Genomic DNA, 22,112 nt, shown 5'->3' with positions numbered 1-22,112 from the left:
AATGCCAGATATCTGTCAGAGTGGTCGTCATGTTGACTCGCAGACTACTCCAGCTCTTTACCGGCCTCGCCATGTACGGCATCTCCCTGGCCATGTTTATCCGTGCCGGACTTGGACTGGATCCATGGGATGTTTTCCATCAGGGAGTGGCCGGCCGGACTGGGCTGAGCATCGGCGTGGTGGTCATCATTGTGAGTTTCCTGGTGCTGCTCCTATGGATCCCGCTCCGGCAGTGGCCAGGGTTCGGCACGCTCTGCAACGCCGTGCTGGTGGGCGTTTTCGCTGACATCGGCCTCGCGTTGATCCCTGCGTTCTCGCATCTTGGCGGCCAGATCGGCATGCTTGCCGGTGCCGTGTTGCTGAACGGCATCGCGTCCGCCTGCTACATCGGCGCACGGTTCGGTCCCGGTGCCAGGGATGGCCTGATGACCGGGCTGGCACGGCGCACCGGCTGGCCCGTGCGGGTCTCGCGCACCCTGATCGAAGTGGTGGTGCTGGGAGTCGGCTGGCTGCTGGGCGGTTCCGTGGGTGTGGGCACGGTGGTCTACGCCCTCGCCATCGGGCCCTTGGTCCAGCTGTTGCTTCCGCGGTTTATGGTGCCCGCAGCTCTGCCAGCCGAACCTGCAGTCCTCGAACAGGATGCCGGCGAGTTCGATGCCGCCGAGTTGGACGCTGGCGAGCCGGTCGCCGTCGAACGCGTGGCCAGGACTCCCTAGGACCGCCTCGAACGGCCTGGGACTGCTTGGGATTGCCTAGGACCGCTCAGGACACGACGCTCAGGGCAGCATCGGCTGGCACTGCGGGCAGAAGTAGATGTCCCGTTCTTCCTCGCCGTTGGGTTTGCCCAGCACACCGCGGCGGATGGGGGTCCGGCATTTCAGGCAGGGCTGGTGTTCGCGCCGGTACACCCAGTAGCCCGGGCGGCCCGCCATCCGTCCCACGGGCATGCCTCGCGGGTTGAGGACGGTCACCCGGCGTGCCGGGCCCAGGTTGGCTTCCAACAGCTGCTTGGCATCGGTCATCATGATCCGGACGTTGTGGACAGCTGAGACCGGAGTCGCCGGGTGCACCCCGGACAGGAAGCAGGCCTCGCAGCGGTAGATGTTGCCGATGCCCGCCAGGTTGCGCTGGTCCAGCAGGGCGACGCCGATGGGTACATCGGGTGCCGCGCGGATCCGCTGCTCTGCTTCGGCCGGGTCCCAGTCCGGACCCAGCAGGTCCGGGCCCAGGTGGCCCACGATGGTGTCCTCGTCCGCGGTACGGACCACTTCCACGATGCCCAGGGAGAATCCGACGGCGTCCGCTGCCGCCGTGCGCAGGACGCACCGGGCGGTGAATCCAGGCTTCCGCCAGCGCCCTCCCGGCGGATAGACCTGCCAGGTGCCTTCCATCTTCAGGTGCGAATGGATGGTGAGCTTCCGCTCCTCCGGTCCATTCCCGTCCGGTCCCAGCACGCGCATCAGCAGGTGCTTGCCGCGCGGGACCACCTCCGCCACGGTCCAGCCGGCCAGGTTGAGCGTTGCGAACCTCGGCACGCGGAAGTCCGACGCAACGAGCGTCTGCCCCGCCAAGGCCTTGTGCAGTTCGGCGGCGGCCCGCCAGACGGAATCACCTTCAGGCACGGATTCTCAGACCTTTGGGCGTGGAGTATGCCCCGGCGGCGGCCAGCGCCGCTGCCACCGGCGTGTCCAGGATGCCGTGGCCGTTGACCTTTTCCATGATGAGCTTGTCCACGGCTCCCCGGGTGACCACACCTACTAAAGCCGCGCCGGCGGCGGACAGCACGGCTGCGTCCTCGCTGAAGGCCAGCAGCGTTTTGCCGCCGCGCTCCACATAGAGGACCAGGGCGCCGTCTACCATGACCACCAGCGCCCCGGCTTTCCGCCCAGGCCGGTGGCCCGTTCCGGCCTCCACGTCGAGGGCAGGCCAGGACAAAGCAGCCCCATAGGGGTTAGCAGGATCCGTGGCCGCAAGGGCCAGTGCCATTGGCTCGGGCTTTGCCAGCTGAGTGTCCTCGGAATAGGAGCGCAGCCGGTCCACGGTTGCGGGGACAGCGAACTGGGCGGCCCCGAGGTGCTCGATGAAGTACCCACGACGGCAGCGTCCGGCCTCCTCCAGCCGGGCCAGCACCTTGTACATCAGGCCGAACCCGCCCAGGATCTGCTCCGCCATGACCGATCCCCGGGTCACCACGCCATACCGGTCCAGCAACAGTTCAGCCGTGGCCCGGGCGTGGATGGTGGCGTCCAGCTCGGGCGAGGGCAGGGCAGACCAACGACCCGCGGCCAGCGGGGGTGTTGCCGCAGTGCCCGACAATGAGCCGTACCGTCCGCCGCCCAGCGCAGGTGAGCCCAGCCCGGGCGATCCCAGAAGGCCGGTACCGTGCGAGCGGCCGAGCCTGCTCAGCCTGGGGGCACGGGCGCGGGGCGAGCGGGCCACTTGGCGGTGCGCCGTGTGGCCGCCGGCGATGAGGGCGCGGACCGGGGCGAAGGTATCTCCGGTTATGCGGCCCGCCCACGCCAGATCCCACAGCGCGGACACCACTTCCTGGTCGCTGAGCACCGCGTCCATGCCACCGGCCACGTCCTTCAGCTGGCGGAAGAAATAACCGCCGCCGTTGTTCCTCAAGTGGTCAAGCAGGCGTTGCTGCGCGTCTCCGGGTTCATATTCGACGGCGGGATTCAGCGTCAGTTCGGCGGAATCGGCCAGGTGGAGGCTGACCCAGCCGTCGTTTCCAGGCAGCGCTCCCGCCCCGGACCAGAGTACCTCACCGGCGGCCATGAGCTCGTCCAACATGGCGGGCTGGTAGTTCGAAACCCTGCTGGCCAGGACCAGCGGCTCCCACGCCGAAGCAGGTACCGGCACGCCGGACAGCTGGTCGATCGCGGTGACAATTCCGTCCAGCCCCCGCAAGGACGGCTGCCCGCGCCCGGCTCCCGGCGTACGGACATGCTGCCAGGCCGGCAGGAAACGCCCATAGGCGGCGGCGTCCACCGGTTCCACTTCGGCGCGCAGGGCTGCGAGCGAACGACGCCGGAGCTTGCGGAGCACTTCGGCGTCGCACCATTCGCTGGTGGTGGGCGCGGGCAGGTGCGTCTGCATGGATCCTTCCGGGAGCGGTTGAGCCGTTTGGACATCCTCAACTGGTGTGTCGTCCGATGGCCCATAGTTGGCCGCCTGTTCCGGCGGGGCGGCGTGCGGCCGGAACTCGCCTTCTACCACGCGACCGTCCGCGGCGAGCCGTTTCAATGCGGTGTTGACCACGGCGACGCCAAGCCCCAACCGGGCCGCGGCTTCCGTCGACGTGAAGGGTCCGTGCGTGCGGGCGTACCGGGAAACCAAGTCGCCCAAGGGGTCTGCCACCGGTTCGATGAAGGCAAGGGGAACGCCCATGGGCAGCGGAACGCCGATGGCATCACGGAGCCGGGCGGCATCCTCGACGGCAGCGTAGCGCTCGGCACCGCCGATGTTGACTCTTATGGCCCGGTTGGCCCGCAGCAGTGTGGTCAGGTGCGTCGTGGCCAGAGGAGTGTCGGCATGCGGGGTTTCGACAGGCTCAACCCCCGGCGATGGCTCAACCCCCGGATCGGCTTCCGGGGTTTCGACAGGCGGAGCCTCCAGGCGGGCGGCGACCTCTTCCGGCGTCAGCGGACCCAGCAACCTGAGAAGATCGGCGACGCCTTCCATGCCGCGGGCCCGGCGGTCCGGCGCAAGGCGCTGGAGTTCAAGCTCGGTGGCCTCGATGACTTTCGCGTCGAGCAGTTCACGGAGCTCAACGCGGCCGAGCAGCTCGTTCAGGAGCGTCGAGTCCAGGGCCAGGGCCGCGGCCCGGCGCTCGGCCAGGGGCGAGTCGCCTTCATACAGGAACTGGGCCACGTACCCGAACAGCAGGGACTTGGCGAACGGTGAGGGCTGCTGTGTGGTGGTCTGCACGATCCTGAGTTCGCGTCGTTCCACCGAGGCCGCAATGTCCTTCAGGGCCGGGAGGTCGTACACGTCCTGGAGGCATTCGCGGACGGTCTCCAGCACGATGGGGAACGTGGGGTATTTCCGAGCGACGTCGAGCAGCTGCGCCGACCGCTGGCGCTGTTGCCAGAGCGGCTGCCGCTTGCCGGGGGTTTGCCGCGGAAGGAGCAGGGCACGCGCCGCACACTCCCGGAAGCGGGAGGCAAACAGCGCACTGCCGCCCACCTCTGCGGTGACAATTTGCTCCAGTTCTTCGGGGTCAAACCAGAACAGCTCGGCGCCGGGCGGCTCGTCCTCCATCATGGGGACCCGCAGCACGATGCCGTCGTCCGCCGCCATGGCAGAGCCGTCCAGGCCGTACCGCTGGTGGAGGCGCTGCCCGACGGCGAGTGCCCAGGGAGCGTGCACCGGCATCCCGAAGGGGCTGTGCAGGATCACCCGCCAATCGCCCAGTTCGTCATGGAAGCGTTCCACCACCAGCGTGGTGTCGCAGGGGACCACCTCGGTGGCCAGCTTCTGTTCACTGAGGTACTGGATCAGGTTGTTTGCGGCGAATTCATCCAGGCCGCTGGCCTTGCAGCGTGCGGTGGCAGGGCCGACGTCGGACGCGGACAGCTCACGCACGAAGGCGCCCAGGGCACGGCCCAGGTCAACGGGCCGCCCCAGTGAGTCCCCCTTCCAGAAGGGAAGTTTGCCCGGCTGGCCGAAGGCGGGGGAGACCAAGACGCGGTCATGAGTGATGTCCTCGATCTTCCAGCTGGTGGCGCCCAACGCAAAGATGTCACCCACCCGGGACTCGTAGACCATCTCCTCGTCCAGCTCACCGACGCGGCGGCCGCCCTTGGCAGGGGACGCGGCGGGTTTGCCATCAGCGCCCGGTGCACCGGAGCCTTCCACCTCGGTGCCGATGATGTACACACCGAAGAGGCCGCGGTCCGGGATGGTGCCGCCGGATGTGACGGCAAGCCGTTGGGCCCCGGGCCTGCCTTCGATGGTGCCGGCGTTCCGGTCCCAGATAATCCGGGGACGCAATTCGGCGAATTCATCGGACGGATATCGGCCGGCCAGCAGGTCAAGGGTTGCTTCGTAGGCGGACCGGGGGAGGGACGCGAACGGGGCGGACCGCCGGACAGTGGCGAACCATTCCTCCACATCGATGCTGCCCAGGGCGGTGGCCGCGACGGTCTGCTGGGCCAGGATGTCCAACGGATTGGCCGGGACAAAGAGCCGCTCGATCTTCCCTTCGAGCATCCGCTCCACGGTGATGGCCGTGTGCACCAGGTCTGCCCGGTGCTTGGGAAACAGCACTCCCTGCGAAATTTCCCCTACCTGGTGCCCGGCGCGGCCCACGCGTTGGAGTCCGCTGGCCACCGACGGCGGTGATTCCACCTGCACCACGAGGTCCACAGCGCCCATGTCGATGCCGAGTTCCAAGGACGAAGTGGCCACGACGCAGCGCAGCCGGCCGGACTTGAGATCATCCTCAATGAGTGCCCGTTGGTCCTTGGAAACGGAACCGTGGTGGGCTCGGGCCAGCAAAGGATCGGCTCCCGCCGTGCTGCCGGCCTGCGCCATCATGTGGGCCGGCGTCGCGGTGGACGCAGGAGTGGAGGCAGGACTGAAAGCAGGACTGAATGCCCCGTCGCCGGACGGAAAACCTGGATCTGCGGCACCAGCATCAGGCGAGTCCCAGCCGCCGCCGACCGCGATCAGTTGCCGTTCGGCGTAGATCTCGTTGAGCCGCGCCGTGAGCCGTTCAGCCAGGCGACGGGAGTTGGCGAAGACGATGGTGGACTGGTTGGCCAGCACCAGGTCAACGATCTTTTCCTCCACATGGGGCCAGATCGAGGCCTGGGGCTGCAGCCCGGATGCCGGACCGGAGTCGAAGGCGCCCGCGGCGCCCGGGAGGTCGGACATGTCCTCCACGGGGACGGATACGGTGAGGTCCCAGTTTTTCCGTGACGGCGGGGCCACGATTTCCACCGGCGCAGCACCGGCCAGGAACTGGGCCACCAACTCGCGCGGCTCCACCGTGGCGGAGAGGCCGATCCGCTGGGCGGGCTTGGACAGCAGCGCATCCAGCCGTTCCAGGGAGACCGCCAGGTGCGCGCCACGCTTGGTTCCAGCCACGGCGTGGACCTCGTCAACGATGATTGTGTCCACCTCGGTGAGGGTCTCGCGCGCCCTGGAGGTGAGCATCAGGAACAGCGATTCCGGCGTGGTGATGAGGATGTCCGGCGGGTTGCTGAGCAGCGCGCGACGGTCCGCCGTCGTGGTGTCACCGGACCGGACCCCCACGGTGATCAGGGGCGCTGGAAGTCCCAGCCGCTTGGCAGTCTGGGTGATCCCGATCAGCGGCGAGCGGAGGTTGCGTTCCACGTCCACACCGAGGGCTTTCAGCGGCGAGATGTACAGGACGCGGGTCTTGCGTTTGGGCGGGCGGGGGCGTCGTCCTTTGGCCTGCCCTTTCACCGGCCCTTTGACCGATACAGCATCCACGCCCGGCAATTCAGGGTCACCCAGTTCCGGAGCAGGGGAAGGGGCCTCAACGAGCAAACGATCCAGGGCCCAGAGGAACGCCGCGAGCGTCTTTCCTGAACCGGTGGGTGCCACCACCAGTGCGTGCGAGCCGGACGAGATGGCGTTCCAGGCGCCGGTCTGGGCAGGGGTGGGCTCCGCAAACGCGCCAAGGAACCAGTCCCGCGTGGGCCGGCTGAAACGGCCCATGGGTTCCTCTTTGCGCCCGGCCGGGCGGGCTGCGTGGCCCGCTTCCGCTGGCTGATCCTCCTGCATTCCTCCATCATGCCCTACCCCACCGACAGTATTGCCGGCAGCGTTGGAGGCGTGGATCAACGCTGCTCAAGCCTCGGAAGATCCTTGGTGGCGGGTCCTTCGAGGAGCTTGCCGTCCGGGCTGAAGCGCGAGCCGTGCAGCGGGCAGTCCCAGGTCAGTTCGCTGTCGTTCCAGTGCACGATCCCGCCCAGATGCGTGCAGACGGCGGAGACCCTGCAGGTGGTGCCGTCCACAGTGGAGACCGCCGTGGGCCGGGCGCCGTCGCGATATACCCGCCCGCCGTCGTCGGCCGGTACGGGACCTCCGGCAGTTGCCTCCGGAACCGCGGTTTCGGCAGGCTCAACCACCGGCCTGCCACTCACCGACTTGCCAACCGCCAGCTTCCCCCAGTCGGTGGCCAGCCGCGCAGCCACGCCCGCGTTGACGGCGACGGCGGTCAGCGCCCCGCCCGGAGACGTCACGCGGTGATGGATCGTGTTGGCCCAGCGGAGGCTGCCGCCGAGGATGTCCGCGGAGATGCCAAGGGCGGCGGCCCCCGCGTTGGTCATGCCCCACTTGTTGTAACCGGTGCCGAAGAAGATGTGGCCCCGGCCCCGTGGCAGTTTGCCAAAGAAGGGCATGAGGTTGGTGGCCTGGTAGTCCTGGGCCGACCACGTGTGGGTGGTTACCGCACCCGGGAAGTGTCCGGTAGCCCAGTCGAGCAGTCCCGACAGATGGGACTTTTCCGATTCAGTCCGCCCCACCTGATGCCCGTGCCCGCCCACAAGCAGGAACTGACGGCCGTCAGCCTCATAATCCCGCAAGGAGTGGGTGGGTTCCTCGGCGGAGAGGTACATTCCGGGCGGCGCGGTGACCCCGGCAGACAGCTCCAGGGCCGCGGCGTAGGAGCGTAGGGGTTTGAGTTTGGTGAAGTAGAGTCCGCGGTCGAGGACGGGGATTCCGGTGGCGAGAACGACGTTGTTGGCGGTGACGGTGCCCTGGTCTGTGTGGACAATTAGTGGTCCGCTCCCGGAGACATTCCGCAGCCGGGTCCTGCCTACTACGCTCCCGCCGCGGGCACGGACGTCCCTGAGCAAGGCATCCAGGACGTCCATAGGGTTGATCTGGGCCTGATCGGTCAGCAGGAGGGCGCCTTGGATGGGGAAGGGGAGGCGTGCATCGCGCACGTACTCCACGTCCAGGCCGGCGGTGGTCGCGGCGCCGAGGTCCTCAAGCAGGCGCTCGGTCCCTTGGGCAGTGGTGGCGTAGGTGTAGGCATCCCGGCGCTGATACGGCACGTGGTGTTCGTCGAGGTAGCGGAGCAGCCACGACTGCCCTTCCCGGTTGGCCTCAACGTAGGCCCCAACCTGCTTCTGCGCGTACTGTCTGGCCAGGGCAGACAGGACGGTCCCCTGCAGCAGGCTGACTTTCGCCGTTGTGTTTCCGGTGGTCACGGCCCCGGGAAATCTGGCCTCCAGGACCTGGACGCGCTGCCCCGACCTGGCCAGCAACAGTGCGGTTACCAGCCCCGTCAGACCGGCCCCCACCACCACGGTGTCGTAGCGGCTCCCTGCCTCGAACGGGTCAGAGCTGAATGATTGCCCGCGGTCCAACCAGAGCGACGTCATGGAAGCTAAGTGTACTTATCAGCGTCTGTCAGGCCCAGAGCCCAGAGCGATGCGGATCATCTGTTGACGCCCGATGTGATGCACGCTACAGTTGACCGAAGTTATACGAATAACCCACAAAACCAACTGGCCCGAGGAGGTGCCCATCATGGCTGGATCACGGCCAAAGTCAGGACCGACAATGCACGACGTCGCTGCTGCTGCCGGTGTTTCACAGGCCACCGTGTCATTGGTGCTGAATTCGGCCTCCGGGTCGCGTTTCTCCGAGGATACGCGTAAGCGTGTTCGGGACGCCGTGAACCGGCTCGGCTACCGCACGAACGCCCACGCTAAAGTTCTTCGCGAGGGCGTGGCCGGCATGATCGGTTTCATCGGCGATTCCGTGGCCACCACTCCTTTTGCGGGCGCCATCATCGAAGGCGCGCAGCAGCGGGCATGGGAGGACGGGCTCCTCCTGCTCTCGGTAAACACCGGTGGTGACAGGCAGCTCGAGGCCGCTTCCTTGGACACCATGCTCTCTTATAAGGTTGCCGGCGTGGTCTACGCCGCCATGTATCACCGCCGGCTGGAAGTTCCGGAGGCCCTGGCGGGCGTCAGGTCCGTAGTGCTGAATTCGCAAGACAGGGTCGGTCGGGTCCCGAGTGTCGCCCCGGACGAGGTCAAAGGCGGGTATGCGGCCACGAGTCGACTGCTCGAGGCAGGCCACACCAGGGTGGGGATGATCAATATCGAAACCCTGGAAAGCGGTCTTCCTGCCGCCGTCGGCCGCTACGAGGGCTACTGCGCGGCACTTGAGGAAGCGGGGCTGGACGTTGATCCGTCGCTGGTCCGTTTCGGTCAAGGCGGTGAGGAACATGGCTACAAGTACGCGATGGAGCTGCTGACCTCCAGCAACCCGCCCACCGCGATTTTCTGCGCGAATGACCGTGGCGCCTGGGGCGCCTACCAGGCCGTCTCGGACCTGCGGCTCTCAATCCCCGGGGACGTCTCGATCGTGGGGTTCGATAATCAGGCGACTCTGGCGCCGTTTCTTCGCCCCGGACTGACCACTTTTGAATTGCCGTTCGTCGCCATGGGCCGGCGCGCGGTTGACCTGATCCTCCAGGACGCGGAACCCGATGGCCGGGTCGAGCTCATGGACTGCCCTCTGATCGAACGGAACTCAGTGACCCACCCTAAGGAGATGCCATGAGCCGCACCATCCCGGCCCGACGCGGGCGTCCGGTTGCGGCGCCGTTGCCGCAACGAAAAAATTCTCTTTCGCTCCGCCTGAAGAGGATTTCCCGTGCCTGGCAGTTATACGTATTACTAACCCCGGCGATCATCTACATCCTGGTCTTCAAATACTGGCCGATGTACGGCGTGCAGATCGCGTTCAAGAACTACAACCCGGTGGACGGGTTCACTGACAGCCCCTGGGTGGGCCTGACCCACTTCATCAGGTTCGTGAACTCCTACCAGTTCGGGCAAGTGGTCGGTAACACCTTGTGGATCGCCGTCCTGGGCCTGCTGCTTGCCTTCCCCATTCCGATCATCCTGGCTTTGCTGGTCAACCAGCTCCAGAGCGAGAAGTTCAAGAAGTTCACCCAGACGGTGCTGTATTCGCCCGCGTTCATCTCCACCGTGGTGGTGGTGGGCATCATGTTCGTGGTCCTCTCCCCACGGTCGGGGCTGGTGAACAACGCCATCCAACTGGGCGGCGGTGAGCCAATCTTCTTTATGGGTTCGGCGGAGTGGTTCCGACCCATCTACGTGATCTCTGATGTTTGGCAGAACGCCGGCTTCTCGATGATCGTGTACCTGGCGGCGCTGGCGGCCATCGACCCGGCGCTTCATGACGCGGCCAAGGTGGACGGTGCCTCCAAGCTGCAGCGTATCCGGCACATCGACCTCCCTGGCATCATGCCGGTGGTGACCATCCTGTTCATTCTGGCCATCGGCAACCTGCTCAACGTCGGCTTCGAGAAGGCACTGCTGATGCAGACGCCCCTGAATATCTCGACCTCGGAGATCATCCAGACCTACGTCTATCATGCGGGCCTGCAGCAGGCGCAGTTCAGCTATTCGGCCGCCATCGGCCTGTTCAACTCCCTCCTCAACCTGGCGCTGTTGCTCGTCTTCAACACGATTGCGCGGCGGGCCAACCAAGCGACCCTGTGGTGATGCCGAAATGTCTCTGACAACCAACCCCCGCACAACCGACACCCCGAGCCGGACCATCAACCAGGGCCGCCCCCAGCGGACCCTGCGCGACAAATACGGCGACCGCGCCTTCAGTATCGCCGCCACAGCTGTCCTGATGCTGTCCATCCTGGCCGTGGTGTACCCGCTGTACTTCATCGTGATCGCCTCCATCAGCGACCCGAATGCCGTCTACGAAGGTAAGGTCTGGCTGTTTCCTTCCGGTATGACTACCGAAGGCTACGAACGGATCTTCGCCGATAGCCGGATCTGGAATGGCCTGGGCAATACCGTCATCTATACCGTGCTCGGTACCGCCGTCAGCGTCAGCACCATCCTGTGCGGCGCCTACGCCCTGTCCCGCAAGGACATGCCGGGCCGGAAGATCCTGATGCTCCTGTTCGTCATCACGATGTTCTTCGACGGCGGCCTCATCACCAAGTATCTGGTGGTCCGCGACCTGGGCATGCTGGACACCGTCTGGGCAGTGGTCCTTCCCGGCGCGGTCGGCGTCTGGAATCTCATCATCGCCAGGTCCTTCTTCGAGCACACCATTCCGAACGAGCTACGCGAAGCCGCCCAGATGGACGGGGCAACCGACTTCAAATTCTTCTTCAAAATGGTGCTCCCACTGTCCAAACCGCTGATCATGCTCATGATCATGATCCACGTCGTGGCCCAGTGGAACTCGTTCTTCGACGCACTGATCTTCCTCAACGACGACTCCAAATACCCGCTGCAGCTCGTCCTGCGCAACATCCTCATCCAGTCAGACGTCTCCTCCACCGGAACCACCGGCGGGGACATCGAATCCTATGCCGCCGCGCAACGGATCGCAGAGCTCACCAAATACGCCATGATCGTCGTCTCGAGCCTGCCACTCATGATTGCCCTGCCATTCATGCAGAAGCACTTCACCAAGGGCGCCATGATCGGCGCCGTCAAATAGCACCTCCCCGCATCGACCGCCCTGGCAACCGCCGTCGGACGGCAGCACACCCACCGCAAGAACCCACCTCAGAATAGGAATGACCATGTCACTCAGCCGTAAATACGCCGCCCTCGGCGCCGTCCTGGCCGGAACATTGATGTTCACCGCCTGCTCCGGCGGAGGCTCCGGCACCACGGAGATCAAAGACGCCTCCGCCGAGTTCGGCTTCCAGCAAACAGGCTTCCCGATCGTCAGCAAGCAACTCGACCTGACATTCTCCGGCACCAAGACCGCCCTGGCGCCGGACTACAACACCATGACCGTGGTGCAGGAATGGGAAAAAACCACCAATATCCACATCAACTGGGAAAACCTGCCCGAAACGGTCTTCCAGGAAAAAAAGAACCTCATCCTCGCCAGCGGGGACCTGCCCGACGCCTTCTTCAACACCGGCCTGACCGACGCCGAAATCGCCACCTACTCCGCCAGCGGCACCCTCATCCCACTCGAGGGCCTGATCGAAAAGAACGCACCCAACCTCTCCAAGCTGCTCTCCGAACGGCCGGACATCAAGGCAGCCATCACCTCCTCGGACGGGCACATCTATTCCCTTCCATCGGTGGAAGAACTCGGCCTGGTCCAGTTCCCCAATGAACTGATCATCAACACTTCCTGGCTGCAAAAGCTCAACATCCCGATGCCGAAGACCATCGACGAGTTCCACGACGCCCTGCTGGCCTTCAAGACCCAGGACGCGTCCGGGACCGGCAGGACCCTCCCGCTGAGCTTCAGGCCCGGCGGTTGGACCGGCGACATCGTTGACCTCATCGCGGCCCTTGGCGGAGTGCCGGACAACATGGACCACCGCATCGTCAAGGACGATAAAGTCATCTTCACCGCCACGCAGGACGGCTACAAGAAGGCCATCCAGACCCTGCACGAGTGGTACAAGGAAGGGTTGATCGACCCCGAATCCTTCTCCCAGGACGACAAGGCCTACCTGGCCAAGGGCAAGTCCGCCACGGAAAACCTCGGCTCCTTTGTCTGGTGGGAAATCCCCGAAATGGTCGGCGCTGACCGCGCCAACAACTACTCCATCGTCCCCGTGCTTGAAGGCGTGGACGGCAAACGGATCGCCAGCCAGTCCAACAACCAGGAAATCGCCCGCGGCGCCTTCGCCATCACCCGGACCAACAAATACCCGGCCGCGACCATGCGCTGGGCCGACAACCTCTACGACCCCATCCAGTCCGCCCAAGCGAACTGGGGACCCGTCGGTGAAACCCTCCAGAAGGACGCCAGCGGCCTCCTGACCCAGATCCCCGCCCCGGCCGGAACCAGCGAAGGCGAACGACGCCAAAAGGTCGCCCCGGGCGGCCCGAAGGCGAACACCGCAGAGAACTTCACAACCGTCGTCGCTCCCGAACCGCGTGCCGCTGAACGCCAGAAGGTCGTCAACGAATTTTACAAGCCCTTCGCCGGCAACGACGGCTACCCCCCGGTGGCCCTCTCCAACGAAGAACTGCAGCAGATCAGCACCATCCAGACGGACACCACCTCGCTGGTCAAGCAGAACGTCGCCAAGTGGATCGTCTCCGGCGGCATCGAGCAGGAATGGGACGGCTACGTCACCCAGCTCAAAAACGTCGGCATCGACAAAATGATCGAGGTCTACCAGCAGGCCTACGACCGCTACAAAAAGAACTCCTAGCTCCGAGAAGCCGGGTGGGCCGGCGCAAACCGGCCCACCCCACGTTCAGGGAACCCTGCGGACAAGGGTTCTCCGCAGACCTGCACAGAAACGAGACCTCACCTTCATGACTGCCGCGACCGCCACCACGGCCGACACCTTCCGCCCGGCCCTGCACTACGCCGCCCGGAACACGTGGCTCAATGACCCCAACGGCCTCATCCACCACGACGGCGTCTTCCACCTCTACTACCAGACCAACCCGCTGGATAACGTCTGGGGCAACATGTCCTGGGGACACGCCACCTCCCCGGACCTGACCACCTGGACCGAACACCCCGTCGCCATCTCCTGTGACGAGGAAGAAGACATCTTCTCCGGCAGCATCGTCTTCGACCGGGACAACACCAGCGGATTCGGGACCGACTCGGCTCCGCCCCTGGTCGCCGTCTACACCAGCGCCTTCAAACCCGGCTCCGCGCACGAAGGCCTCCAGGCCCAGTCCCTCGCCTACAGCCGCGACGGCGGCCACACCTGGACCAAACACACCGCCAACCCCGTACTGAACCGCGGATCCGCCGAGTTCCGCGACCCGAAGGTCATAAGGTACGACGGCGGTGCCGGCAGTTACTGGGTCATGGTCGCCGTGGAAGCCAAGGACTTCCAAGTGGTGCTCTACAAGTCCGAGGACCTGAAGAGCTGGGAGATGCTGAGCACCTTCGGCCCGGCTAACGCCACCGGAGGCGTCTGGGAATGCCCTGATCTCTTCCCCCTCCCCGTCGACGGCGACCCAGAGAACGTTCAGTGGGTCCTCACCGTGAACCTCAACCCCGGCGGACCCAACAACGGCTCCGCCGGACAGTACTTTGTAGGTGACTTCGACGGGACCACGTTCACCTCGGCCACCACCGTGACCGAAGGACTCCAGGACCCGGACCGGTTGGGCGAGTACCAGTGGCTGGACTGGGGACGGGACTACTACGCCGCAGTCTCCTTCAGTGATGCCCCCGACAGCCGCCGCCTCATGATCGCCTGGATGAACAACTGGGAATACGCGAATCAGATCCCCACCTCGCCCTGGCGCAGCCCCATGACGCTGGCCCGCGAAGTATCCCTCCGCACCATTGACGGAAATGCGCGACTGATTCAAGAGGCCACCGGAGATTTCGCCTCGATTTCCGACCCTGCCCGGGCGTTCAGGCTTGCGCATATGGAAATCGCCGACGGTACACACATCCTTGATGGTGCAGCGGGCAGCGTCCAGCGCATCGATGTCACCCTGAGGCCCGGAAGCGCCACGGAATTCGGGCTTGTGGTCCGCGGCAACGGCGGCCAGGGAACCCGCATCGGCATCAGACCCGTTGAAGGCACCCTCGTCGTTGACCGGCGCGATTCCGGGCAGACAGGTTTCCACGAAACTTTCGCCTCCATCGACTCCGCCGCTATCCGGGCTATCGACGGTGACTACAAGCTCACCATCTTTGTGGACCGCTGCTCCGTTGAGGTCTTCGCCCAGGACGGCCAGGTCACCATGACCGAGCTGATCTTCCCGGCACCCACCAGTACCGACCTCGCGCTCTATTCCATCGGTGGCACAGCCACCGTAAACAACCTGAACGTCACGCAGTTCTTCGCCTGACTGAAGAATTCGCGGTCACGGCACACCAGCATCCCGGCAGAGGCCTCCCGGGTCGCTGGCACGATTGGCGCCGGGGACTCGTATATGGCAGCCCTGATCCTGGGACTCCTCGCCTGCGGGACCCGATGGCTTGGCACCCGCTGTTCTTGAGCAAGTAGGACGCACAGCTGCGATGGCGGCCGCCATCACGGTGCGGCGGCCCGGCGCAAATCCGCCGACACTCGAGGAACTCCGGACCCATCTGCAGCCGGCGAATTAACCTGGCAGCGGACCGAATCCTTCCCACATTTTCAGGCAGGCTGGAAGGCTCCGACGCTCAGGAGGGCGATGTTCGCATTAGTGCACGCGCTGGTGGGCTGGGGCAGGAACAACGACGCTGTGTCTTCGGGCGGGTAGATGCGGTAACCGGCCGCGTCCGTCAGCGTGCAGTCGCTGTAGTTCGCGGCCTGGGTGTAGCGGAGGACAGTGGTTCCGGTCTGGCCGGGCGCCAGCAGGACGTCCGCGACGGGGGTGGATTCGTCGCGGGTTGCCGCCGCACCAATCGGTGCACCGTCGGCGTTGGCGGTCAGTGACACCCCCGGGTAGCCCTTGAGCAGGCAGGGCGCCGTTCCCGTATTCGTGAGGTTCAGCTTCATGTAGACGCTGCCCGCCGCGCCGCCGCCGGACGCATCGGTAGCCGCCGACAGTGTGGCCGCTTTGCAGAGCGCGGGACCGGCCTGGGTGTTGGTCGCCGACGGCGACGCGGACGCGCCCGGAGATGACGGAGTGCTGGACGGGCTGGCGGAGTTCGTCACCGGCGTCGTCGTCCCCTGCGCCTGCGGCTGGCTCTGTCCGCAGGCGGTGAGCATCAGCGCCGCCGCCGCGACCGCCGTCGTAATAACAAACCCTTGTGCAATGCGCTGAGACGTCATGGCACCACCTTTGTTGCTGCTGCGACGGGAGTCAACGATGCCACGGGCAGGCAGGACGATTTGATGCCCGGATCGTGATCATCCGGACATCAAATCCCGCGATGTTACGTGGCGGATTCCTGCCGGCGCTTCGAGCCGCTGCGCGCGAAGGCCACCCCGCCCAGGGCGAGGCCGCCGAGGCCGGCGGCAAGCCCAGCCCAGCTGCGGGCGTCCGCGCCGCTGTCAGTCACGGCGGCTGCCTGTTCGGTGGCCGGGGTTTCGGTGGTGTGCGCCGCGGAAGCAGCGCCGTGGCCGTCCGCGCTGGCCGGCTGGGTGATGGTGATGGACGGTGCCGGGGCCTTCAGGGAGTGCGGGTCCTGCCCGTCCTTGGCGATCTCCGACCAGTCGGTCTGTCCCGTTTCGCACGACTGCAGCGTGGGGAAGTAGAGCGTGGAGCCTGCCGCGTCGGGCAGCTTGACCGACAGCACCAGGGCATCGCGCAGTTCATGGGCCAGCGGAGTTTTGGCCGTGTACACAATCTGGCTGGTGCGTTTGGTGATGGAGGAGCCGTCGGCCAGTTTCTTGGGCTCGGCGAGCTGTTCGGTCACCTTTTCCACGGTCCAGTTGGGGTTCACCGTTGGCTCGGCGTCGTTGAGTTCGGCCGGCAGGGTGATGGCCACTTTCGTGGTGCCGGACTCCTCGCAGCCGTGCGGGATGCCGAAGGTCAGGAGGGCGTACGAGTTGGCGTCGGTCTTGTCCGGCTTGACGCCGACGTGGGCGGACGCGCCTGCTGCTGCGGTCAGGATCAGGACGGCTGCGCCGCCGGTGGCTGCCACTGCGGTGAGGGTGCGGCGAAGGAATGTGGTGGTCATGGGGTTGCCTTTCGGACGCACGCCGGATGGGGGCGTGCGGAAGTACGGGATGGGGCCCGCGGCCTGCGGAAGTGCGGTGCGGGCGTAGTCAGGAAAGTACGACGGCGGAAGGCGGGCCGCGTCGGCTGTGTTGCCTGAGGTTCCGCCAGGGGCGGAGGGGGAGAACCGCCGGTGGGGCAGTCACCGCACGCGGTGTGCCGGCGTCGGGTGTTACTGCTTCGGGGAGCCGGACGAGGGGCCTCAGCCACGCGGCCAGAGCCCACAGCGCGGCTTCACCCTTGGCAAGCAGGAGGGCGCACGCGCCGGTGGCGAGTGCGTGGGTCAGGAGCATCAGGATGCCCGCTGATCCGGCATCGTGGACGTGTCCGGTGGCAGCGATGACGGGCGCGGCGGCGCCGGCGAGGTGGGCGTTATGGAGCCCGGAGGCGGCAGCGCTTACAGCGGTACCCGACGAACTGAAGACCGTGAAGGCTTCGTGCAGGATGAACTGTCCCGCGCCGAGGACAGTGAGCATGGCTGGAAAATTGAGTCGCAGCCTCGTGGCCGTGGTGGCTGCCAGGACTGTCAGTGCGAGCACGGCCAGCAGGATGCCTGGGGCGGGAAGGTCGCCGCCGCCGGCGACGTGGGCGCCTGCGGCAAGTGTCAGGATTCCCGTGGACAGGGAGGCGGCGCGAAGGAAATGGAAGGGTGGCCGGGCGTGGTTGGTGCGCACGGATCCTCCTTATTGCGGTCGCCGGTGACGGGCTTCAGTCGCGTTCTTCCAGTGTTCTTCGGCGACGTTCAGATTCTAGCGGCCTTTGGGCGGGCCACCGGTGTGTGACGGGCGGTGCAGCGCGATCACGTTCGATGGAGATTCTGTCGTTTCGGATGGCTCGTCTGCCAAGTTGAAGAAACCCATGGCCAGGTCGAGGCACTGGATGGCCACCGGGGGAACGCGGTAATCGGTCGCCGCCTCCACCAATCCGAGTTCGGCGAGAAGGGTCAGCTTCTGCTGTGCCTGCAGGGCCGCGAGCGACGCGTAGACCTCTTCGAGGCCCGTTTCTTCGAGTTTCGTGTCTTCAAGGTCTACGTCCTGAAGCAAGGCGCCCTCAAGGTCCGGCGACGCCATCCGTTCGAGTTCCGCCACGGGCATCGGTTCATCGGTGGTGCCATAGGTGAGGACGGCCAGCAGTGTCCCGGCTACCGCTTCCTGGTCCCACACCTGGTCCTCGTCGGTGAGCACTCCGACCAAAAGGACCACCGACAGCATCCGGCGGATGTCCAGCCGTTCCTCGATCCTCGTGCTGTTCCAGGCGGCCACTTCCGGGCCGGGAATGGCTTTGGTGGATCCGAGCGTGATCAGGTTTGCCCCCACCAGAGCTGACCAGATGTCTCGGAGCACAGGCACGTCGTGCATGGTTCCAACTTCCAGCAACGTTTTGGGCCGGCTCTCGGCAGTTTCCAGATCGAAAAGTGGGAGGGTCCGACTCGCGGCCCGCTTTCCACAGGCATGTACTCCTACGGCTGCGGCTGCCGGCTCGATGTCCTTAAGCCGCAGGGCACCCGTGCTGGTGATTTCCTTGCCGGTTCCGATCCAGTCCAGCAGGGAGGTGGCATGCTGGATCAGCGGCATGGCATTGAACGCAGCCTCCTGGTGGTCGTCGCTGAGGTCAGGTACCTGGATAACCGGCAATTGCGGGACAGCTGCGGTGATACCGTTTCCCAGCGCAGCATGGAGTTCCTCGTAGGCGGCGTCCGTGCCGCTCCAGCGGCCGGTCGCCTTCAGGAAATGGATGTAGGAGTGCAGTGCGAAGTAGATGTTGTCGAAGACCTCATCCATTTCATCGGGGTCCAACGACACCGCAATTGCTCCGGCCGCCTGCTCCACGCCGTCACTGTCGATTGCGGTGGCCGAACTCGAACCGTTGATGGTGTGCTGCGCCGTGAGGAAGAGCTTGACCAGTTCGAGGCACTCGAACGCATCGGCAGGGTCAGGGGCTTCAGCCGCGTTCCATTGAATGAAATCGACAGCCATCGAGTCAATTGCCCGATGGTTCAGGACCAGCTGCAACGGCATCTTGGGCGCCGACGGAACAGCCTTCAGGTGCCGCCGGTCCTTGTTCTTGCTCTTCGATTTGCCGGTCTTTTTGGTCAAGGAGTGCCTCCGGTGTCAACGGGCGATCGTCCCACATTCGATGGCTGGGATAACCGCGGATGTATCGAGCTTACAAAGCCGGACTGCCGGCGAGCAGTTCCGCCAGGACATCAGCGGCGGAGTCATGCCGGATCAGCGGTGTGGCCTGCCCCGCCCACAGTGACATAAGCTCCGTGTTTCCCAGGGCGGCTGCCTGTGGGCGGAAGCGGCCGGTGAGCCAGTTCTGGACGGGGAACGGGGCTATTCCGGCTTCCGAGAGTCCACCCGCCGCCAGTTTGGCCTCTGACAGTTTGGCCACTGACAGTTCGGCGATGATGCGGTTGGGGATCCCGCGGGCAAGCCGTCCGCTGAGTGCCCTTGTCAGCACTGTTTCCCGCGCGGCCGGGCTGTGGAGGATGGCCCGGTATTCAGGCACAGCCGCGGATTCGCGGGTGGCCAGGAACGCCGAGCCCACCTGGACCGCGTCGGCGCCGAGGGCTCGTGCAGCAGCGTAGCCGCGGCGGTCTGCAACGCCGCCGGCAGCGATGACTGGAATGTCGACGGCGTCAACCACCTGCGGAACCAATGCAAAGGTTCCGATCAGGGACTCCTCCGCGGGCTTCAGGAACGAGACGCGGTGCCCGCCGGACTCCATGCCGCTGGCGACTACAGCATCCACGCCACCGGTTTCCAGGGCGATGGCTTCCGCGACGGTCGTGGCGGTGCCCACCAGGACTATTCCACGCCGGTGAGCCTCCTCCACCAGTTCCGGCGCGGGCACACCGAAGACAAAGCTGACGACGGCGGGACCCGCCTCCAGGCTAGCCTCCACCTGTTCTTCGTAATTGGGCAGGTAGCGGTCCGGCATGTGCGGAAGCGGCAGGCCCAGTTCGTCAAAGTACGGCTTCAGGGTTTCGAGGTAGTGGTCGAAGTCCGCTTGGGGGAGTGAGGTGGCTTCGTCGCCGGTGGGAATCCAGAGGTTGAGGGCGAACGGTTTCGCCGTTGCCTTCCTGAGCTCAGCTGCGGTGTTCCGAATGGCGTCGGCACCGTAACCGTAGAGGCCGTAGGAACCCAGCCCGCCGCCTTCGCTCACGGCTGCTGTCAGCTCCACGGAAGACACTCCGCCGAACGGACCCAGCACCACCGGAACGTCCGTGCCGAACAGTTCGGTGATGCGGTTTGGCCGGGCGGAGGTGCGGTTCTCGGGCGTCATGCGGGCAGCTCCTGGCAGGTCGGCGTTGGCTTCAGGACCCAGTCTCGCAGGGCTGGCGGCCGCTGCCCAATCTGTGCACGCGAAGTCAGTCTGTTTCGGGGCCTGAGCAGTAATGGCAGTCGTCGGGGCAGGTTTCGGTCACGGCTGGCTCCAAGGGATTTCGAGGCCTTCGCAGACCTGGAAGAGTCTGCGTCCGCCCATTGGCGCGATTCGTCATCGAAGTCACGGTTGGTCCTTAAAGATCGGGTGCCGGACAGGTATGCCGGTCCAATACATCCAACCCCAAGGGCACTGTCTGCTCAATGGAGGATGTGACCACGGTTGCCGCACCCGTTTGTGCAGGCATCCAGTAGGGCCATGTACCGCGACATGGGGGCGAGGCTAGACTGCTGGCGTAAGTCGCCAACCACCTCAGGGAGCACATGATGAACTACTCAGGAACTGGCAACGAAAAAGCCACCCCGGCCAGCGAACTCAACAGGACCCACGTGGGTCAGACCGTCAGTTTTGAGCCAGACGAATTCACGCTGGTGTTCGGAAAAATCTCGGCCATTGCGCGCAAGGAAGGCGGCGTGACCATCGCCCTGCAGGGCGTCGAAGGAAGTGGCGGCCTGCAGTCCAGCTACAGCCTCCCGGGCAGTCAGCACGTCTACCTGCAGCCGGACATGCTCACCAACACCGAGTCCACCATTAAGGACCTCTTCGGCAAGGTCCAGGAGAACCTGCGCGGCGGGCACAAGGGGGACGACAGGACGGACAAGCTCTAACAGAGGAGCGGTCCCTCGGGTACAACAAAGGCCCTTGCCTTCTAAGACAGGGAGGGCCCGAATTGGGCCGGGCGTAGGGTGGAAGCTAGACGGAAGGAGCACTTCATGAAGAAAATCCTCATGGTACTGACCAGCGTTTCCGAGATCGGCGATACCGGAGAGAAGACCGGGTACAACGTGGCCGAGGCCGCACATCCCTGGAAGGTCTTCAAGGATTCCGGGCATTTCGTCGACTTCGCTTCCATCCAGGGCGGCCAGCCCCCGCGCGACGAGGTGGACTCAAAAGATCCCATCCAGGTCGCCTTCACGGAGGACGAGACCACGCGCGCCGGTCTCTACAACACTGCCCGCGTCGACGTCGTTGATCCCGACCAGTACGACGCCGTCTTCCTCGTGGGAGGCCACGGCACCATGTGGGACTTCCCGGACAGCGAAGGCCTGCAGAACCTTGTAGCCAGCGTCTACAACGCCGGCGGTGTGGTGGGCGCTGTCTGTCACGGGCCGGCCGGACTGCTGAAGGTCGAGTTGGCCAACGGCTTTCGGCTGGTCGAGGGCAGGAAGGTCGCTGCCTTCACCAACGACGAGGAGGTTGCCGCAGGGAAGGACAAGGTCATCCCGTTCTTTTTGGTAGACCGGCTTGAGGAGCAGGGTGCCACCCATGTCTCCGCTGGTGTCTTTGAGGAAATGGTCGTGGTCGACGACCGGCTGGTGACCGGCCAGAACCCGGCCTCAGCCGCCGGCGTGGCCAAGGAGATGGAGAAGCTCCTGGCAGAGGTCATCCACCAGGAAAAAGCCGAGGAGCAGCACGTGGCGGAGGCGCTGCGCGCCGAAAAGGACGCAGAGAAGAGCGCCAAGAAGGCGGCTGCGGCTGGGACTGAGCACTAACGCCTGCAGGGGCACTGAAACTGGCGGCCGCCAGCAGCCGTACGTGCGCCGGCGACCATACTGTCCAACGCATCGCCGACCTGCTTCAGGTTCGGCGCTGCACGATGTACGGCCACCTCAACAAATCAAGGGGCCAAGTTTGCGGGAAAACAAAACCCCCGCTTCCCTTTGTTTATGAAGGGAAGCAGGGGCCTTGCCAATTGGCGGTGACGGTGGGATTTGAACCCACGTTGGCTTTGACACCAAACAACATTTCGAGTGTTGCACCTTCGGCCGCTCGGACACGTCACCAACCTGAATAGGTTACCGGAGCATACCGCCCATCCACAAAACGGCAGGCATTCAGCCCCCGGATGGTGCAAAGGGACATCTATGCCCACGCCAGCGTCCGAGGACACGATGGGCCCTGCAGGATTCTGCTCGGCTCGTCGAATGGACGCATGCTGGGGGCATGTAGCTTCTGAGTTATGCACATAGCGATTCAGCCTCGCCGTTATTGTCAGACCCTCGCGGGATGATTTGAGTATGGATAGCAGAGCAGCTGTAGCGACGGCGGAGGCCCTTT

Annotated in this window: 16 protein-coding genes, 1 tRNA gene and 1 pseudogene; 9 read left to right on the top strand and 9 right to left on the bottom strand. The window is 65.1% G+C overall.

Annotation, left to right across the window (positions count from 1 at the left end; genetic code table 11):
• Positions 1 to 29 precede the first annotated feature (29 nt).
• On the top strand, positions 30 to 716 hold the full coding sequence (yczE, locus tag ACX80M_RS16025; RefSeq protein WP_252610234.1) for a membrane protein YczE: 687 nt from the start codon (positions 30 to 32) through the stop codon (positions 714 to 716).
• Between the two features lie 60 nt (positions 717 to 776).
• On the opposite strand, the gene ACX80M_RS16020 is transcribed toward yczE, so the two are convergent.
• The 3 genes from ACX80M_RS16020 to ACX80M_RS16010 all read right to left on the bottom strand — a co-directional run bounded on the left by ACX80M_RS16020 (position 777) and on the right by ACX80M_RS16010 (position 8,366).
• Positions 777 to 1,622, bottom strand: a complete 846-nt coding sequence (locus tag ACX80M_RS16020) for an Fpg/Nei family DNA glycosylase (RefSeq protein ID WP_252599789.1) — start codon at positions 1,620 to 1,622, stop codon at positions 777 to 779.
• The gene (locus ACX80M_RS16015; protein WP_459309964.1) at positions 1,615 to 6,693 is read right to left on the bottom strand and encodes a DNA glycosylase AlkZ-like family protein; all 5,079 of its coding nucleotides are present in this window, start codon (positions 6,691 to 6,693) and stop codon (positions 1,615 to 1,617) included. The genes ACX80M_RS16020 and ACX80M_RS16015 overlap by 8 nt, the downstream gene beginning before the upstream one ends.
• Positions 6,694 to 6,815: 122 nt before the next feature.
• Entirely contained in the window at positions 6,816 to 8,366 is a 1,551-nt protein-coding gene (locus tag ACX80M_RS16010) for an FAD-dependent oxidoreductase (RefSeq protein WP_459309963.1), read from the bottom strand.
• Between the two features lie 181 nt (positions 8,367 to 8,547).
• On the opposite strand from ACX80M_RS16010, the gene ACX80M_RS16005 reads away from it, so the two are divergent.
• The 6 genes and pseudogenes from ACX80M_RS16005 to ACX80M_RS15980 all read left to right on the top strand — a co-directional run.
• Positions 8,548 to 9,558 carry a LacI family DNA-binding transcriptional regulator gene (locus ACX80M_RS16005; RefSeq protein WP_252599786.1) on the top strand — a complete coding sequence of 337 codons (1,011 nt, stop codon included), beginning with the start codon at positions 8,548 to 8,550 and terminating at the stop codon, positions 9,556 to 9,558.
• Complete coding sequence (locus ACX80M_RS16000) at positions 9,555 to 10,529, top strand: ABC transporter permease (RefSeq protein WP_252610793.1); 975 nt, start codon at positions 9,555 to 9,557, stop codon at positions 10,527 to 10,529. The genes ACX80M_RS16005 and ACX80M_RS16000 overlap by 4 nt, the downstream gene beginning before the upstream one ends.
• 7 nt (positions 10,530 to 10,536) lie before the next feature.
• Positions 10,537 to 11,496: a carbohydrate ABC transporter permease gene (locus ACX80M_RS15995; RefSeq protein ID WP_252610795.1), complete on the top strand. Its 960-nt coding sequence runs from the start codon at positions 10,537 to 10,539 to the stop codon at positions 11,494 to 11,496.
• A gap of 85 nt (positions 11,497 to 11,581) precedes the next feature.
• Positions 11,582 to 13,189, top strand: coding sequence for an ABC transporter substrate-binding protein (locus ACX80M_RS15990; RefSeq protein ID WP_252613943.1), 1,608 nt, complete (start codon positions 11,582 to 11,584; stop codon positions 13,187 to 13,189).
• Positions 13,190 to 13,295: 106 nt separating this feature from the next.
• Complete coding sequence (locus ACX80M_RS15985; RefSeq protein WP_252599780.1) at positions 13,296 to 14,807, top strand: glycoside hydrolase family 32 protein; 1,512 nt, start codon at positions 13,296 to 13,298, stop codon at positions 14,805 to 14,807.
• A gap of 27 nt (positions 14,808 to 14,834) precedes the next feature.
• Positions 14,835 to 15,066: pseudogene (locus ACX80M_RS15980) on the top strand (PfkB family carbohydrate kinase); the annotation flags it as partial.
• Between the two features lie 31 nt (positions 15,067 to 15,097).
• Here the strand turns inward: ACX80M_RS15980 and ACX80M_RS15975 are convergent.
• The 5 genes from ACX80M_RS15975 to ACX80M_RS15955 all read right to left on the bottom strand — a co-directional run bounded on the left by ACX80M_RS15975 (position 15,098) and on the right by ACX80M_RS15955 (position 19,895).
• Positions 15,098 to 15,718, bottom strand: a complete 621-nt coding sequence (locus ACX80M_RS15975; RefSeq protein ID WP_252599778.1) for a DUF4232 domain-containing protein — start codon at positions 15,716 to 15,718, stop codon at positions 15,098 to 15,100.
• A 104-nt stretch (positions 15,719 to 15,822) separates the two neighbouring features.
• Complete coding sequence (locus ACX80M_RS15970; protein WP_459309962.1) at positions 15,823 to 16,569, bottom strand: YcnI family copper-binding membrane protein; 747 nt, start codon at positions 16,567 to 16,569, stop codon at positions 15,823 to 15,825.
• Between the two features lie 88 nt (positions 16,570 to 16,657).
• Positions 16,658 to 17,281 carry a hypothetical protein gene (locus ACX80M_RS15965; protein ID WP_252599775.1) on the bottom strand — a complete coding sequence of 208 codons (624 nt, stop codon included), beginning with the start codon at positions 17,279 to 17,281 and terminating at the stop codon, positions 16,658 to 16,660.
• A 75-nt stretch (positions 17,282 to 17,356) separates the two neighbouring features.
• Entirely contained in the window at positions 17,357 to 18,703 is a 1,347-nt protein-coding gene (locus tag ACX80M_RS15960) for a hypothetical protein (protein ID WP_252599774.1), read from the bottom strand.
• Between the two features lie 70 nt (positions 18,704 to 18,773).
• The gene (locus ACX80M_RS15955; RefSeq protein WP_459309961.1) at positions 18,774 to 19,895 is read right to left on the bottom strand and encodes an NAD(P)H-dependent flavin oxidoreductase; all 1,122 of its coding nucleotides are present in this window, start codon (positions 19,893 to 19,895) and stop codon (positions 18,774 to 18,776) included.
• A 422-nt stretch (positions 19,896 to 20,317) separates the two neighbouring features.
• Between ACX80M_RS15955 and ACX80M_RS15950 the strand changes: the two genes are divergently transcribed.
• The gene (locus ACX80M_RS15950; RefSeq protein WP_252599772.1) at positions 20,318 to 20,662 is read left to right on the top strand and encodes a hypothetical protein; all 345 of its coding nucleotides are present in this window, start codon (positions 20,318 to 20,320) and stop codon (positions 20,660 to 20,662) included.
• A 105-nt stretch (positions 20,663 to 20,767) separates the two neighbouring features.
• Complete coding sequence (locus ACX80M_RS15945; protein WP_459309960.1) at positions 20,768 to 21,547, top strand: type 1 glutamine amidotransferase domain-containing protein; 780 nt, start codon at positions 20,768 to 20,770, stop codon at positions 21,545 to 21,547.
• Positions 21,548 to 21,748: 201 nt separating this feature from the next.
• On the opposite strand, the gene ACX80M_RS15940 is transcribed toward ACX80M_RS15945, so the two are convergent.
• Positions 21,749 to 21,838, bottom strand: a tRNA-Ser gene (locus ACX80M_RS15940).
• Positions 21,839 to 22,112: the final 274 nt, after the last annotated feature.

The sequence above is a fragment of the Pseudarthrobacter sp. MDT1-22 genome, assembly GCF_054511035.1.
Note: the sequence above shows the minus strand (reverse complement) of the source record. Positions and strands in the feature narration are given on the sequence as shown.